At 67.7% G+C, this 15,155-nt stretch carries 15 protein-coding genes and 1 riboswitch; of the genes, 5 read left to right on the top strand and 10 right to left on the bottom strand.

Annotated features, from left to right (window positions below; translation table 11 throughout):
• Nucleotides 1–189 precede the first annotated feature (189 nt).
• A complete protein-coding gene (locus IRZ30_RS03795) occupies nucleotides 190–603 on the top strand; it encodes an MGMT family protein (RefSeq protein WP_294083096.1) in 414 nt (137 codons plus the stop codon).
• On the opposite strand, the gene thiS is transcribed toward IRZ30_RS03795, so the two are convergent.
• The 8 genes from thiS to IRZ30_RS03755 all read right to left on the bottom strand — a co-directional run bounded on the left by thiS (nucleotide 600) and on the right by IRZ30_RS03755 (nucleotide 6,930).
• Entirely contained in the window at nucleotides 600–803 is a 204-nt protein-coding gene (thiS, locus tag IRZ30_RS03790; protein WP_294083094.1) for a sulfur carrier protein ThiS, read from the bottom strand. The genes IRZ30_RS03795 and thiS overlap by 4 nt on opposite strands.
• Nucleotides 800–1,438 (bottom strand): thiamine phosphate synthase, encoded by a 639-nt coding sequence (thiE, locus tag IRZ30_RS03785; protein ID WP_294083092.1) that lies wholly within the window; start codon nucleotides 1,436–1,438, stop codon nucleotides 800–802. The genes thiS and thiE (IRZ30_RS03785) overlap by 4 nt, the downstream gene beginning before the upstream one ends.
• Nucleotides 1,435–2,112: a thiamine phosphate synthase gene (thiE, locus tag IRZ30_RS03780; protein ID WP_294083090.1), complete on the bottom strand. Its 678-nt coding sequence runs from the start codon at nucleotides 2,110–2,112 to the stop codon at nucleotides 1,435–1,437. The genes thiE (IRZ30_RS03785) and thiE (IRZ30_RS03780) overlap by 4 nt, the downstream gene beginning before the upstream one ends.
• A gap of 1 nt (nucleotide 2,113) precedes the next feature.
• Nucleotides 2,114–2,908: a thiazole synthase gene (locus IRZ30_RS03775; protein WP_294083088.1), complete on the bottom strand. Its 795-nt coding sequence runs from the start codon at nucleotides 2,906–2,908 to the stop codon at nucleotides 2,114–2,116.
• Nucleotides 2,908–3,747 carry a bifunctional hydroxymethylpyrimidine kinase/phosphomethylpyrimidine kinase gene (thiD, locus tag IRZ30_RS03770; protein ID WP_294083086.1) on the bottom strand — a complete coding sequence of 280 codons (840 nt, stop codon included), beginning with the start codon at nucleotides 3,745–3,747 and terminating at the stop codon, nucleotides 2,908–2,910. Before thiD ends, IRZ30_RS03775 begins: the two co-directional genes overlap by 1 nt.
• Nucleotides 3,748–3,847: 100 nt before the next feature.
• Nucleotides 3,848–3,955: riboswitch (TPP riboswitch) on the bottom strand.
• A 12-nt stretch (nucleotides 3,956–3,967) separates the two neighbouring features.
• On the bottom strand, nucleotides 3,968–5,197 hold the full coding sequence (locus tag IRZ30_RS03765; protein ID WP_294083084.1) for an ABC transporter substrate-binding protein: 1,230 nt from the start codon (nucleotides 5,195–5,197) through the stop codon (nucleotides 3,968–3,970).
• Between the two features lie 74 nt (nucleotides 5,198–5,271).
• Entirely contained in the window at nucleotides 5,272–6,111 is an 840-nt protein-coding gene (locus tag IRZ30_RS03760; RefSeq protein ID WP_294083082.1) for an ABC transporter permease, read from the bottom strand.
• A gap of 33 nt (nucleotides 6,112–6,144) precedes the next feature.
• Nucleotides 6,145–6,930, bottom strand: coding sequence for an ABC transporter ATP-binding protein (locus tag IRZ30_RS03755; RefSeq protein ID WP_294083080.1), 786 nt, complete (start codon nucleotides 6,928–6,930; stop codon nucleotides 6,145–6,147).
• A 576-nt stretch (nucleotides 6,931–7,506) separates the two neighbouring features.
• On the opposite strand from IRZ30_RS03755, the gene IRZ30_RS03750 reads away from it, so the two are divergent.
• Together IRZ30_RS03750 and IRZ30_RS03745 are read left to right on the top strand one after the other, a co-directional pair.
• A complete protein-coding gene (locus IRZ30_RS03750; protein WP_294083078.1) occupies nucleotides 7,507–8,688 on the top strand; it encodes an aminotransferase class V-fold PLP-dependent enzyme in 1,182 nt (393 codons plus the stop codon).
• Nucleotides 8,689–8,737: 49 nt separating this feature from the next.
• Nucleotides 8,738–9,520 carry a creatininase family protein gene (locus IRZ30_RS03745; protein ID WP_294083076.1) on the top strand — a complete coding sequence of 261 codons (783 nt, stop codon included), beginning with the start codon at nucleotides 8,738–8,740 and terminating at the stop codon, nucleotides 9,518–9,520.
• A gap of 275 nt (nucleotides 9,521–9,795) precedes the next feature.
• Here the strand turns inward: IRZ30_RS03745 and murB are convergent, their stop codons facing one another.
• The gene (murB, locus tag IRZ30_RS03740) at nucleotides 9,796–10,761 is read right to left on the bottom strand and encodes a UDP-N-acetylmuramate dehydrogenase (protein ID WP_294083074.1); all 966 of its coding nucleotides are present in this window, start codon (nucleotides 10,759–10,761) and stop codon (nucleotides 9,796–9,798) included.
• A 375-nt stretch (nucleotides 10,762–11,136) separates the two neighbouring features.
• On the opposite strand from murB, the gene IRZ30_RS03735 reads away from it, so the two are divergent.
• Nucleotides 11,137–12,129, top strand: a complete 993-nt coding sequence (locus IRZ30_RS03735; protein WP_294083073.1) for a CorA family divalent cation transporter — start codon at nucleotides 11,137–11,139, stop codon at nucleotides 12,127–12,129.
• Nucleotides 12,130–12,180: 51 nt separating this feature from the next.
• Here the strand turns inward: IRZ30_RS03735 and IRZ30_RS03730 are convergent, their stop codons facing one another.
• The gene (locus tag IRZ30_RS03730; protein ID WP_294083071.1) at nucleotides 12,181–13,023 is read right to left on the bottom strand and encodes a hypothetical protein; all 843 of its coding nucleotides are present in this window, start codon (nucleotides 13,021–13,023) and stop codon (nucleotides 12,181–12,183) included.
• A 382-nt stretch (nucleotides 13,024–13,405) separates the two neighbouring features.
• Here IRZ30_RS03730 and IRZ30_RS03725 point away from each other — a divergent pair, with 382 nt between their 5' ends.
• Nucleotides 13,406–15,067, top strand: coding sequence for an amidohydrolase (locus IRZ30_RS03725; RefSeq protein ID WP_294083069.1), 1,662 nt, complete (start codon nucleotides 13,406–13,408; stop codon nucleotides 15,065–15,067).
• Nucleotides 15,068–15,155 lie beyond the last annotated feature (88 nt).

Raw genomic sequence — 15,155 nt, 5'->3', positions numbered from 1 at the left:
CTACTGGCGCATCCACTGCTCCCTGAGGAACCACGTCGCGTCGCACTCGCGACGGTGAAGAACGGGTACGATGGTCGCGCAAGGCGCAACGGGGCGAGTATAGTCCAGCGCCCCAACCGCGGACAAGCCGTATGATGACGCCGTCCACGCTCGGTATTCGCAGGCAGGGGACAGCGAGGGCGACCAGCGATGCAGCGGAGACAGAGGACGGACAAAGAGCGACGAAACCGCCGAGCGGCCGCGACGACTCGGACCGACTTCGTCGAACGCGTCTACGCCGTGGTCCGGCAGATCCCGCCCGGCCGCGTGACGACCTACGGCCGCATCGCCCGGGCGATCGGTGCGGCCCGCTCGGCCCGGATGGTCGGCTGGGCCCTGCACCGCTGTCCGCCCGACGTCTCCGACGTGGCGCACCGTGTTGTCAACCGGAACGGGGAGTTGACCGGCGGCTGGGCGTGGGGCCACCCGGCCATCATGCGCGCGCTGCTCGAGGATGAGGGGGTCACCTTCGTCGACGAGTACCAGGTCGACCTGGCGCGACACCTCTGGGATCCGATGGAGGCCGTTGACGCACCAGATACGCTGGACGCGCCGGACCCCTAGCCACCTCCGACAAAGTGGACGATCTCGAGCGAGTCTCCCGGCTCGATCGTGCGCGTCTCGAACTCGGTGCGCGGCACGATGGCGCCGTTGTGTTCCACCGCCACCAGGACCGGCTTGATCCCCTGCCGCTTCAGCAAGTCGGCGACGGTCCGAACCCCGTCGACCTGCATCGGCTTCCCGTTGACGCGAATCTCCATCATCCCTGAACGGAACCTCCAGCTACGAGCGCCCGGTGGTACGCCGCTGCTGCCTCGCCGGGGTCGTCAGCAGCCAGCACCCCGGAGATCACCGCCACCCCGTGCGCACCGGCCGCGATGACCTCGGGTACGCGGTCCGGCGTGATCCCGCCGACGGCAATGACCGGTAACGGCGTCGCAGCGACAATCGCCGCCAGGAAGTCGAGGCCGCGCGGCGGCTGGCCCGGTTTACTCCCCGTGGCGTAGACGTGCCCGGCAATGACGAAGTCGGCACCTTCAACCGCAGCGCGCTCGGCCCCCTCGACGTCATGCACCGAACGCCCGATGAGCAGGCTCTGCCCGGCGAGCGCACGCACGTCGCGCGGGCTGAGCGACGTCTCGCCGAGCTGAACGCCCGCCGCCCCCACGATGAGGGCCACATCGACGCGGTCGTTGATGAGCAACCCCGCCTCATCACCGATGGCCCGGTTGAGCGCCCGCGCCGCTTCGATCACCTCCGCCGCGGGCAGGTCCTTCTCTCGCAGGTGCACGGCGTCGAACCCGGCCAGAACCGCCGCTCGCGCGACCTCGGGGAACCGGTCCAACGGGCAGTGGCGCCGGTCGCTGATGAGGTGCAGGCGCGGCACGGTCCGGCTCATGCCCGCGACCCCAGCCCTGCCTCAACCGCCTGCCGGAGCGCCCGCGCGGCCGCTTCCACGTCGTCGGCCGCCACGACCGCTGAGATCACCGCGACCCCGACCGCACCGGCGGCGACGACCGGGGTTGCATTGCTCGCGTTGATCCCGCCGATCCCGACGACCGGGATGCCGACCGCGTTAACGATGCGGGCCAGATGGTCGACACCGACGGCGGCCCCGGCGTCGGCTTTGGTGCCCGTGGTATAGATCGGCCCGACACCCAGGTAGTCGGCACCGTCCCGCTCGGCCGCCAGCGCCGCCTCCACCGTCGGCGGAGAGTAACCGACGATCATCCGGTCGCCGACGAGCGCCCGTGTCTCGGCCACGGGAAGGTCATCGACGCCGACGTGGACCCCATCCGCGTCGAGCGCCAGCGCCAGGTCGACCCGGTCATTGACGATGAACGGCACCCCGGCGGCATGGCACACCTGCCGCACCTCCCGGCCGATTCGCAGCGCCTCCGAGAGCGGGCCTTGTTTCCAGCGCAGTTGAATGGCGGTCGCGCCGCCCGCGATCGCATCGGCCACGATCCGCGCCTCATCCCGGCCCCGGGCCAGACCACGGTCGGTCAACACGTAGAGGCGCAGCGCGTCGGGCAGGCGCTCCCGTAGGTCCGCGCGTCGGTTCGCCGCCACGTCAGCGCACCACTCCCTCCAGCGGGCTGCTGGCGGACGCGTACGGCTTCTTCGGGATGCGGCCGGAGAGGTACGCCAGCCGGCCCGCCTCGATGCCCAGGCGCATGGCGCGCGCCATCCCCGCCGGGTTCTTCGCCTGCGCGATGGCCGTGTTGATCAGGCAGGCGTCCGCCCCAAGTTCCATGGCCAGCGCCGCATCCGACGGCGCGCCGATCCCGGCGTCGACGATCACCGGTACGTTCGCCTGCTCGATGATGATCTGGATCTGGCGGAAGTCGGGCAGCCCCTGGCCCGAGCCAATGGGCGATCCCAGCGGCATGACCGTGGCCGTGCCGATCTCCTCCAGCCGCTTCGCCAGCACCGGGTCGGCGTTGATGTACGGGAGGACCACGAAGCCTTCATCCACCAGCACGCGCGCCGCCTCCAGCGTGCCCACGGGGTCCGGCAGGAGGTACTTCGGGTCGGGGATAACCTCCAGCTTGATCCAATCGGACAGGCCCATCGACCGCGCGAGCCGCGCGACCCGAATCGCCTCCTCCGCCGTGGCGCACCCCGCCGTGTTGGGGAGGATCTGGTACCGCGTCCAGTCGATGTCCTCCAGGATACTGCGGCTCTTCGGGTCGTCGAAGTCGATCCGCCGGAGCGCCACGGTGATCATCTCGCAACCCGACGCCTCGATTGCGGCCTTCATCTCCTCTGTGTTCCGGTACTTGCCGGTACCGAGGATCAGGCGGGAGGTGAAGGTCTTCCCCGCGATCGTCAGCGGGGCGTCGACGATGGTCGGTTCGGTCTGCATCACTCGACCTCCTCCGCGCCCTGCACGCCGAGTGGGCGCCAAAGCGCGTAGAAATGGTGGACCGGCGAGTGCCCGGCACCGACGGTGTAGCTATGGAGGAGGGCCTGGTAGAGATAGTCCTTCGCTTCGGCAATCGCCTCCAGCGCCGAGGTTCCCGCCGCCAGCCGTGCCGCGATCGCGGCGGAGAAGGTGCAGCCGGTGCCGTGCGTGTTGCGCGTCTCGACCCGTGGGCTGCGGATCCGCTGGAACGTGGTGCCGTCGTAGACGATGTCGATGGCGTCGCCACTGCGGTGGCCACCCTTGACGACCACGTATCGCGCACCCAGCGCGGCGATCGCCCGGGCCGCCTCCTCCATGTCCGCCAGCGAACGAATCTCCCGCCCGGTCAGCACCTCGGCCTCCGGGATGTTGGGCGTCACCACGTAGGCAACTGGGAGCAGGAGATCCCGGATGGCCGCGACCGCGTCCTCGCGGAGCAGCCGGTCACCACTCTTCGCCACCATGACGGGGTCGACCACCAGGCGCTCGATGTTATGTCGTCGAACCCCGTCGACCACCGCGCGGATGATCTCGGCCGAGGCAAGCATGCCGGTCTTGGCCGCGTCGGCGCCGATATCCTCCATGACGGCATCCAACTGCGCCGCCACGATCTCGGGCGGGATCTCATGGACCGCGCGGACACCGATCGTGTTCTGCGCCGTGATCGCGGTGATCACGCTCGACCCGTAGACGTTGAGCGCAGCGAAAGTCTTGAGGTCGGCCTGAATCCCAGCGCCGCCCCCGGAGTCGGAGCCGGCGATGGTCAGAGCCTTGGGTGGCGCAATGGGGCTCGTCGCCACGGCTGCTCCTTCCAAGTCACGCAGGGACGCGCGGCGCAAGCCGGGCGGCGACCAAGACAAAAAACCGCCGACCCGACGGTGCGGCGGTACGGTGGGTTCGCTGTACCTCCCGGAGCCGTCCCTTCGCTGGTATTACCCAGATCAGGTTCGGAGGGTTGGTGGGGCGATCCCCACACTCTCAGCGCCACGCGCACCCCTGGCATCCGTCAAGTCCAGCATATCATGCAGGGTACCCGGACTCAACTGGAGGGACGCGCGCGTCGATCGCGAGGGGCTCGCCCCAACTGCGCGAGAGAAACGCTCGACGCCACTCAGCGCTCTCCCGGTCCAGGAGGCCGTGCCGGTTGAGTGCCTCTCCAGACCAGTTCCGTGCCTGCTCACGGACGGCGTCGGCGTCGAAGTCGTTGATGGTATTGAGCAGATCGTTGGTGTACAGGTCCTCCGGGTTGACAGGCTCGTTGATCAGCCCCTGGTCCGCCATGAAGTCAACGAAGGCCTTATATACCTCCGGATCGCTGTATCCCCACTGTGTCACGCCCTCTTCCAACCAAAGCCGCTCCGAGCGCGCTTCAAGGACATGCTTGGCCTGAGCGAACGCTTCTTCCTCGGGCATGCCGGCGGGCTTGGTGTCAGGGTGTCGCTTCCAGACGATCCGAACAGCCGCGTCAGGATTCTCCAGCGTGAAGATCGTGCCCTTGGCGACAGCTCGCGCCACCCGCGCGAAGAGGTCCGGATCCTTCTCCAGATCCTCATCCCGCGCCAGGAGGCTGTTGCTGGGGAGTTTCAGCAGGCTCGGCGTGTCCAGGTAGCGCAGCTCAATCCCCTGGTTCTCCAGGATCGCGTACTGGGCGTCCCAGAGCGACAGGGCGTCCACTTCACCCTTCTGCACCGCCGCGGCTGCCTGGCCAGACTCACCGATAGCGACAACGGTCGCATCTTCCGGATCCAAGCCGGCCTCTTTCAGTACGGCTTTGATGTTGATCACCCCGGCGCTACCCATACTGGTCACGCCGATGCGCTTCCCTTTGAGGTCGGCGGGAGTTTGAATCGGGCTGTCCGCCGGCACGGCGATCGAATAGATATTCCGCCGGTAGAGCGTGTAGAAGTACCGAATCTGCATGCCCTGGCTTGCCTGGTGCCCGATGATGACCGGTTCCGGGCTCGGTGCACCGATCATCCCGCTCCCCGACGCGACCTGCTTGGTGACGTCGGTGCTGCCAGCGACCATCACCCAGTCAGGTTCGATACCCTCTTCCTCGAAGTAGCCCATTTCCTCGGCAACGACCCAGGGCGCGAACGACACGTTCCACGCCTGGGCTGCCAGGAGGATCTGGACTCGACGGGTTTCGGTTCCGCCCGCGCTGCCCGCGACACCACCACACGCCACCGCGAACAGCAGGGCGAGGGAGAGAAGGGAATACAACATCGAGGTCCGGGCATGCCGTAGCATCTCCGCTCCTCCTCACTCTCAATCGGGAATGCACCATGCCCAGCGAGGCATCACGCTACCCCTCCGGCTGGTGCCTAGGCACCGACCACGGAACCCCTATCGTCCCGTTGCCAGAAAACCACCCTGCGATTGACCGCCTGAACCACCAGGTGCAGTGTGAGGCCCATCACCGAGAGCACGACGAGGACTGCGAACGTACCGGAGACGTTCAAGTTGTAGTTGTTGACCTGAATGAGGTAGCCGAGTCCCGCCCGGGCACCGACGAACTCGCTGACGATCGCACCGATAACGCTGAAGACGATGGCCACGTCCAGCCCGGCGAAGATGAAGGGCAGCGCACTCGGGAAGCGCACCATACGGAAGATCTGCCACTCGCTGGCATTGACCGAGCGCAGCAAGTCGATCCGATCCTGATCCACGGATTGGAGACCGGCAATCACATTGACGAGCAGGGGAAAGAACGCGATCAGGGCCGTCGTCACGACCTTCGAGAGCATCCCGAAACCGAACCAGGTCACGATCAGCGGTGCGAGCGCCACTTTCGGGACCGTTTGGAAGGCCACGACATACGGGTACACCGTCCGCTCCACCAGGCGGAATCGGGTGACGAGCACACCCACCACCAGGCCAGCCGCACTGCCGACTGCAAACCCGACCAGTACTTCCTGGAGCGTCACCAAGGTATGCTCGACGAGCGTTCCGCTCACGAGCCCGTCGCGGAAGGCCCGCCAGATCTCCGTCGGCGATGGCAGGATGTAGATCGGCACCGCGAGGAGCTTGACCAGCAGTTCCCAGGCAGCCACGATCAGGATGAAGATTGCCGGAACCAGAACGATCTCAGGCCGGTGGCGGAGCATGGACTGTCGTTGCGAGGCTGCGCGTCCGGGCTGCTCTACGAGGCTACGACTCGCCATACCTCCTCCTCCGTGACTGGCAAGAGCGGTCCATCAGTCGAGTCCACCGCGTGCGTTGAGGAGCGCTCGGATGTGCGACACGTATCTGCCGAACTCCGGGGTGTTCATCAGCGCGAGGTCGCGTGGTCGGGGAAGGTCAATCGTCACCACCTCCGCGACTCGGCCAGGGCGTGCGGTCATCGTGACCACTCGGTCGGCAAGGAACACCGCCTCGGCAATGCTGTGAGTCACGAACAGGACCGTCTTCCTGAAGGCACGCCAGATACTGAGCAACTCGAGGGTCATGTGTTCGCGCGTCATCGCGTCGAGCGCCCCGAACGGCTCGTCCATCAACAGGAGCACCGGATCGTGGACGAGCGCGCGAGCGATGCCGACCCGCTGCTGCATCCCTCCGGATAGCTCCATCGGATAGTGATTGGCGAAGTTGGACAAGCCGACGGTTTCCAGCAAGTCAGCGGCACGGCGCTCGCCATCGCGGCGGTCCAGCTTGAGCACTTCGACCGGGAGCATGACGTTCGCTTTGACGGTCCGCCATGGCAGCAGGACCGGCTGTTGGAAGACGAAGCCGATGTCCGACCGCGGGCCGGCCACCGGCTGCCCCCCGATCAACACCTGACCGGCGCTCGGCGGGATCAATCCGGCGATGATCTTGAGCAACGTGCTCTTACCGCACCCACTCGGGCCTACAATGCTGACAAATTCACCTTCGTCGACGTCGAACGAGATGTGATCCAGCGCCTGTACCGTCTCACCGCGTTTGGAGACGAACGTTCTCGAAACACCATCGATTCGTATCGCGGCTTGGGTGGTGACTGTCACAAGTCCTCCCCGCTAGCTGGGAACTCAGCCTTTCGACCCGCCCGTCGAGAGTACGCAAGGGGGATCGCCGAGGATGGTTCGACACGCGCCCGGGCCAACACGTGAGAACGGCCATCGGGAGAGGGCCGACACCACCTCACGGTGAGCCACTCCGCGGATCCGTACCGCTCGACACGAACGACATCGCGAGCGGCATACCGGTATGGGGCAGAGGTAGGCCGTTGAGGACACGGTGAAGTGAACCGTCCATGGCAGGAAAAGAACCCGCCACGCAGACTATAAGGATCTTGCAACACAAACGATGTCTGGAGCTCATCATAGCACGCTGCGGAATAGTACGCAAGCGCGCGCAACGACATTTCTCCCCCGCCCCGTTGACACCAGCGGCGGGGCGTGCCTATAGTCGCACGGCAGCCTGTCACCAAGCGCCGTGTGTCTCAGCCGGTGGGAGATGGGGCTGCTGCGTGTTCTAACGAGCGTACATCGCATCTCGCCGCTCCCGGCATCCGTGGGGAAGCGGCGGGACGGAAACATCTACGCGCAAATCGCGCAGGTCGAACGAGAGGGGGCCATCCGGTGAGTGCGGTCGAAGATCAGGCCAAGAGCGCGATGATCCGTGAGGCAATGCCGGCAACCTTGCAGTACGCCTACCTTAACACTGGGACGTTCGGCCCGCTGCCGCGCGTCACGATCGAGGCAATGCAGGCGTACCAGGCGGATGAACTGAACAACGGTCGTATCCTCCGCGATGGTTACACCCGCGCGGCGGAGACGAAGGATCGTGCCCGCGCTGCCCTGGCCCGTCTCTTCAACTGCTCACCCGCCAACATCGCGCTCACGCGGCACACCACCGACGGGATGAACATCGGCATCTTCGGGCTGAACTGGCGGTCGGGCGATGAGCTGATCATCAGCGACCTCGAGCATCCCGGCGGCCAACTCCCGGCCTACAACGTCGCGCGACGCTTCGGCGTTACGCTCCGCCTGGCCCGGCTGGGCGACGGCAGCGGCGACGTTGTTGGCAAGATCGAGCGGCTCATCACCCCGCGGACGCGGATGATCGCCATCTCGCACCTGACCTGGGGAACGGGCGCGGTCCTTCCGCTCGCCGACATCGTGGAAATGGCGCACCGGCACCATGTCCTGGTCGTCGTGGACGCCGCGCAGTCGGCCGGGTCGGTGCCGGTCGACCTGCCCGCGACGGGCGTCGACGTCTACGCCTTCCCCGGCCAGAAGTGGCTCTGCGGCCCGGAGGGGACCGGCGGCGTCTACGTCTCCGATGAGGCGCTCGACGTGATCCAGCCGACGATCATGGGCTACGCGTCGATGGGCGGCCCGCTGGAGCACCACGGCGGGTACTTCATCCCGGCCGCCGGCGCGCGCCGCTACGAGGTGGGCGGGATGAACGCCCCGCAGATCCTCGGGCTGGCGACGAGCGTCGAGTTCATCCTCGACACGGTGGGTCTCGACTGGGCCTACCGCCGCATCGCCCAGCTCGGCCGGTACGCCTGGGACCGCCTGGCCGCGATCGACGGGGTCAACGTCATCACCCCGAAGGAGTGCATGGCCGGCCTCGTGAGCTTCACCGTTGACGGTATTGAGCCGCCCGATGTCGTCGAACGACTCGCGGAGTATGGCGTCATCATCCGCCACCTGAACACGCCGACCTGCTCGCGCGTCTCCACCGGCTTCTACAACAATGAGGAGGACATCGACCGGCTCGCCGCCGCGCTGGAGGAGATCCGGCGTGCTGGATAGCTCGAACGGCGCACGGTCACACGATGAATATGAGAGGAAGGAGCCGTTGATGGCCAACGACAGTGGTGCACTGATGCTGGCTGACCTGTCCTGGCCTGAGATTCGGGAGATCCGCGACCAAGTCGAATTGGTGCTCCTCCCGATCGGCTCGAACGAACAGCACGGGCCGAATCTGGCGCTGAAGATGGACATTGCCGCGGCGACGGAGTTCTGCCGCCGCGCCTCGGCCCGCATGGCACCGCGGGTGGCCGTCGCCCCGCCCGTGCCGTGGGGCGTCTCGTTCCACCACATGAACTTCCCGGGCACCATCACCCTTTCGACCGAGACGTTTATCCAGGTGCTGGTCGAGGTCATCGCGTCGCTGCACCACCACGGATTCGAGCGATTCCTGATCGTCAACGGACACGGGGGCAACGTCGCCGCAATGGGGATCGCCGCCGTTCGGGCCCGCGAGGAGCTGGATGTCCCGTTCGTCGGCGCCTGCTCCTACTTCTCGTTCCCCGACCCGGAGATCGCTAAGCGCCACGTCACCTCCGAGGTAACCGGCCACGCCTGCGAGGTCGAGGTCGCGACGGCGATGGAGCTCGTGCCCGACGTGGTCAAGCGCGACGCCCTGGCGCCTGGAGAGTTGACGGAGCTGGCCCAGGAGTTTCGACGCGAGGCGCAGAAGTACAACGTCAGCATCCCCTACCGCTTCGATCAGCTCACCCGCAACGGTGCGCTCGGCGACGCCACCAAGGCCACACCCGAATTCGGCCGTGAGCTCGTCGAAAGCGCGCTCGACAACTTCGTCCGCTTCTGCGAGAACCTGATCGCGGCCAACCCGGTGTAAGGGAACGCAGCCGACCTGGGCAGCGACGACGCCGCCCTGGTCGGCCACTACCCATCGGGGGCGGGTTGCTCTCGAGTACAGACCATGTCCCGCCTCCGTGTCATCCTTCGCTGCGCCGCCCGCTGCGTCGCGGCGAGCGGCTCCGCTCAGGATGACATCCGCACCAGCCGGTATGTCAAGCCGAGGACCGGCCTGCCGCTTGCCCGGCCTGCTGAGATCGACCTCCGATTCCCATAGGGACGCGGAGCCAGATCCCCCCTGGGGCTGCCCCGGACTCAGTCGATCAGCTCGATTTCGACCTCGGGGACAAAGCCGAAGGTGGCCTCGACAGCCGTCTGGATGCGCTGGATGATCGCGCGCACGTCCGCGGCGCGGGCGCCACCGAGGTTCACGATGAAGTTGTTGTGCTTCTCCGAGACGCGCGCTCGCCCGACCTGATAGCCGGCGAGGCCGAGCCGGGAGATGATGTAGCCCATCGACACCTTGCCGTGCCAGTCGTTCCGCACGCGCTCTTCGATGTCGGGCCAGACCGCCAGCACCCGTTCAACCTGCTCCCGTCGGTGGATGTTCTTGAAGACCGAGCCGCAGTTCGGCAGCTCCATCGGGTGCCGGTTGTAGCGGTAGCGAACGTTCGCCTCGTACGTCTGCCGCGCCGTAGCGAGGCGCGCGGGGTCGGCCGGTTCGAGTGCCAGGGTGGCGGAGAGAACGATCAGATTCCCGGCGCGCTTCACGAAGCTGTCCCGATACGCGAACGCGAGATCGGCATGGGACAGCGTGCGAACCGCATCCCCCGAGTCTCCAAGGGCGACGACCTCGGCCGATTCCAGGCAGTCGGTCATCTCCCCGCCAAAGGCGCCGACGTTCCCACGGACCGCGGCTCCGAGCGTGCCAGGCAGGCCCCCGGCCCACTCCAGGCCCACCAGTCCCTCGTCGAAGGCGAAGCGGATCACGCGGTCGAGCACCTCGCCGCCGTAGCCTTCGACCCGGCCGTCACCCAGGTGGCGCAGCGAGCCGCCGTCGTCGCGCACGACCCGGATCACCGCGCCGTCGAAGTAACCGTCGGGGAAGACGAGATTCGATCCCAGTCCGATCACGAAGACGCGATCCGGGCGCTGTGCGGCGACCCACTCGACGGCACGGCACAGATCATCCCGCCCGCGCGCTTCCAGCAGGTAGCGGGCCGTCCCGCCGATCCGATACCAGAGCAACTCCGACAGCGCCACATCGCGCAGGATTCGCATGTGATCTCCTGGCCCGATCGATCCAACCCCATCCCCGCTCCGCGCCGCCCGCGCCCGGCAGGGGCACGGACGGAAGCATAGCGCAGCCCACCGGGCCTCGTCGCCCTCGGCACCCGCGCGGTCGTGTGGGCGCCGTCGCTGCACCGGCGGCGCGACCGGGCAAGCGCGATGCGGTGATTCTTGGTCGTGTCTTCCGCCATCCGGCCGGCGCCTGGGATCCGGTCCGGACGCCGCAGGCGAACCGGGCCGACGTGCGCGGTCGCGTTCCGATCCGCCAGGTGGAAGTACGGGCATCGGGCTGCCGGTCGCACGCCCGTGGACCGGCAGAGCCAAACGGGCATCGCGGACGGGCATCAGTGGAGGAACGGATAGACCGTGAACACACCCTCTCCCAATGACGCATACGACCCTGCGGCGTGGCTCCTGGACGGGCATGGTGGAGCCCGCCGACTTAACGCTGATGAATTGGCCGCCTGGCGCCCCACGGACGGCGACCTCTGGATCTGCCTCGCCGAGTCCAGCGAGCGCGACCGCGCCTGGCTGGAGACCGGCAGCGGGCTGGAACCGGGCGATCCCGTCGCGTTCCTGCGCACCAGGACGTGGTCTCGCGTCTTGCTCCCCAGCAGCGAGGAGGTCCTCCTGTTGATGCGCGTGCCCGTTTCCGACGCGACATCTGGCCGCAGCTCGGTGCTCCGCGTCTGGGTCGAGTCGGCGCGAATCATCACCATGGCCGCGACAGCTCTGCCGGAGCTTCGGCGCCTTCAAGACGACCTCGCGGCCGGGAAAGGCCCTCGCAGCGTCGATGGCGTTCTGCTCTCGGTGATGCAGGCGGCAGCGGCGTGGCTCGCCGACGCCGTGCTGGACCTCGACAGCGATGTCGCCCGCTTCCGCTTCGACGACGATGCTCCCGACCCGCGAACCGCCGCCCGGATCCACCGGATGCACCGGCGCGTCCTGGAGCTCCAGCGCTACGCCGCGCCGCTGCGCTCGCTCCTGCTGCGCTTGCGGAGCTTCGACCTCGACTGGCTGACGCAGGAGAAGCCCGATGCCTGGCTCGCGGTGATCGACTACGTCGACGAAGCCAGCCACGAGCTCGACTGGATCGCCAGTCGTGTGGATGCCATGCGGGACGCCCTGGCCAGCCGCACCTCGGACCAGATCAACCGCCGGGTGTACGTCCTGACGATTGTGTCCACCATCGTCTTGCCGCTGTCCCTCGTCACGGGGCTGTTCGGATCCAATATCGGCGTGCGGGATGGGAATGTCTTCGGTGCAGGCCACCCGATCTGGTTCATCGCCCTGTGCGCCGGGCTCGCGCTCTTGGGCTGGGCGACCTACGCCTTCTTCCATCGCATCCGTTATCTGTAGCGCTCGTACGCCGCGTGCCGGAACGCCGGTCGTCCTCACGGCCCGAACTGGTTACAGACCGGAGCACTGGCCCTCCTGCTCGCCGGTCACGGAGTTGTTGCCGCCGCTGGGTGGTGGTGCATTCTCCTCGCATTCGAGGTTGCCGCCGACCTTGTTCCCGCTGATCTCCACGCCGCCCGTGTTCTCCTCAATCTCGACGCTGCCGCCGACCGTGTTCCCGCTGATCTCCACGCCGCCCGTGTTCTCCTCGATCTCGATGCTGCCGTCGACTACGGAGTTATTGATGGCGATCCTGCCGGTGTTGTGCTCCAGGTCGAGCGTGCCGTTGACGCGCGCGTCGATCACCTGCACGCTGCCGCTCCGCTCGACACGGATGTTGCCGCCAACCGTCGTCCCATCGAGGAGATTCACTGCCGCGGCCCCCTCGGCCGTGACGTTGCCACCGATGCTGGATCCACGCGCATGGAGCGTCGCGTCTCGGGCGAGGAACACGTTGCGACCAACCCTGGCATTCTCCAGGGTGCAGGTCGCCCCGGCCGGCACGCGGACATCGTTGTCCGCCGAGCCGCCGGCAAGCTCGGAGCAGTAGTCCTCCCCACCACCCGTGGCCGTCCCGGGGCTTGCTGCACCGCCGGCTGCGCTCGTCGTCGTCGGAGCCGGGGTCGCGGTACCGCCGGCTGGGCTCGTTGTGGTCGGTGTCGACTGGGCTTGTGTGGTCGGCGTCGTGGCCGTCGCGGCCTCCGTTGGCGCGGTAGTAGCCGTTGCAGGCGGGCTGGTCGGGGCTGGGGCGCTGCCCTCGCCGTCGCCGCCGGTGCCCAGGCCGGAGCAAGCTGCGAGTGCGAGCGCTGCGATCAGCAGCACGACGGCGCGGGACGTGATCCATGACCTCACCATCGTGTAGCCCTCCTGACACCTGCGCGGGGTGCGACGCCATCAGGCTCTTCTCGCGCACGACTGGGCATGTCGCGTCCTCTCCGGATACCACCTGCTGTCCGATACCTCGGTCATGGGACCGCTGTGCAACTCGGAACACGAGTCCGTATCCGCAGAACGACGGCCAGCGGCGCGGTCCAGGCGGCATTCGTACATCGCGCTCGTCGCGCCGAGGATCCGACGGCGCCGCGGCTCTTGCCCCTGGCCCGGTGGTGTGTTGTTATTCGCCCAGCCCACGCGGCGCGGCGGTACCGGAACAAGCCTTCAGTGCGACCATCCGAACATCCCGGCGCGCGGCCTGTACATCGAGTCCAACACATGACCCGGGGAGGGAGACACCGTGATGCAGACCGGCGATCAGCACAACGGCATGGGTGCGCCCCAGCACGACCGATCCGTTAGCGGCGACATCGTGCTCGTCAACGGCCACGTCATGACCGGGCTGGGCACCCCGAGTGCCGCCACGGCGGTGGCGGTTCGTGGCGGGCGCATCGTCGCGGTCGGCCAGGAGGACGATGTCCGCGAGTGGATGGGCCGGGGCGTCGAGGTGATCGACCTCCGCGGCCGCACCATCACCCCAGGCTTCAACGACGCCCATTGCCACCCGATGTACCTCGGCTTCGGGCTCCAGCAGGTGGACGCGGGAACCCCGCCGAACCAGTCGATCGCGGACATCGTCGCGAGGGTGGCGGAGCGGGTGCGGTCGGTCCCGCCCGGTACCTGGGTGCACGCTCGCGGCTACGATCAGGCCCGCCTGGCCGAACAGCGCCATCCCACCCGGCACGACCTCGACCCGGTGTCGCCCGAGCACCCGGTCCTCGTCGTCCGCGCCTGCGGGCACATCGGCGTGGCCAACAGCCGCGCGCTGGCACTCGCCGGGATCGACCGCAACACGCCGGACCCGGAGGGCGGCACGATCGACCGCGACGAACACGGCGAGCCGACCGGCGTCGTGCGCGAGGCGGCCTTGACACTGGTGCAGCACGCGATCGGAGCCCCGACCCGTGAGCAGATCGCTGACGCCCTGCGCGCGGCCGGGCGCCAGTTCCTCTCGGAGGGCATCACCAGCGTGGCCGAGGCCGGCATTCGCACCAGCGACGAGATGGGCGCCTACCTTGACCTCGCCCAGGCCGGTGAACTGCCGGTGCGGACGTACCTCATGATGATGATCGACGAGACGCTCGGCCCGCTGTCCGACCTCGGACTGCGCACCGGCTTCGGCGACTCCTGGCTCCGCATCGGCCCGGCCAAGATCTTCCTCGACGGGAGCATCGGCGGGCGCACCGCCCGCATGTCCCAGCCCTACGAAGGGGAGGACGACAACATCGGCCTCTGGATGCAGGACCCGCAGGTGATGAAGGAGAAGATCAAGGCGGCGCACCGGGCCGGCTTCCAGTGCTGCGCCCACGCTATCGGCGACGCCGCCATCGAACTGCTCATCATGGCGTTTGAAGAGGCGCTGGCCGAGCAACCCCGGCCCGACCACCGCCATCGCATCGAGCACAGCAGCATCCTGCGGCCGGACCTGATCGACCGCATCCAGCGGCTGGGGGCGATCCCGGTGCCCGGCACGACCTTCCTCTGGGCGTTCCACAACGCCTACGTCCAGAACCTCGGCATGGACCGCATCCGCTACGCGTACGCCATGCGCACCTTCTTCGACCGCGGCATCATTGCGCCCGCCAGCAGCGACGCGCCGGTAGACCCGACCAACCCGATGATCGGCATTCAGACGATGGTCACTCGCCGCAGCCAGGAGGGGGTCGAGATCTGGCCCGAGGAGCGCATCAATCTGGAGGAAGCCGTCCGCGCCTACACCTACAACGGCGCCTACGCCTCGTTTGAGGAGGACATCAAGGGGACCATCGAGGTCGGGAAGCTCGCGGACCTGGCCGTGCTCGAGACGGACCTCCGAACCGTCCCGCCGGAAAACCTGGCCCAGGTGCGGGTCGACCTCACCATCGTCGAGGGCCGGATCGTCTACGACCGCGGGACCGCCGCCTGATCGGCAGGTGAGTCCAACCCGAGGAGCGCCCGCGGGGTTGCGCGGCGACCCGGGGGGCGCCCCCCCCCCCCCCCGCACTCGCCCCGGG

The organism is Sphaerobacter sp., from assembly GCF_019683595.1.
GTDB lineage: Bacteria > Chloroflexota > Chloroflexia > Thermomicrobiales > Thermomicrobiaceae > Sphaerobacter.
The sequence above is the reverse complement of the archived record's forward strand: the minus strand, read 5'-3'. Positions and strand labels throughout refer to the sequence as shown.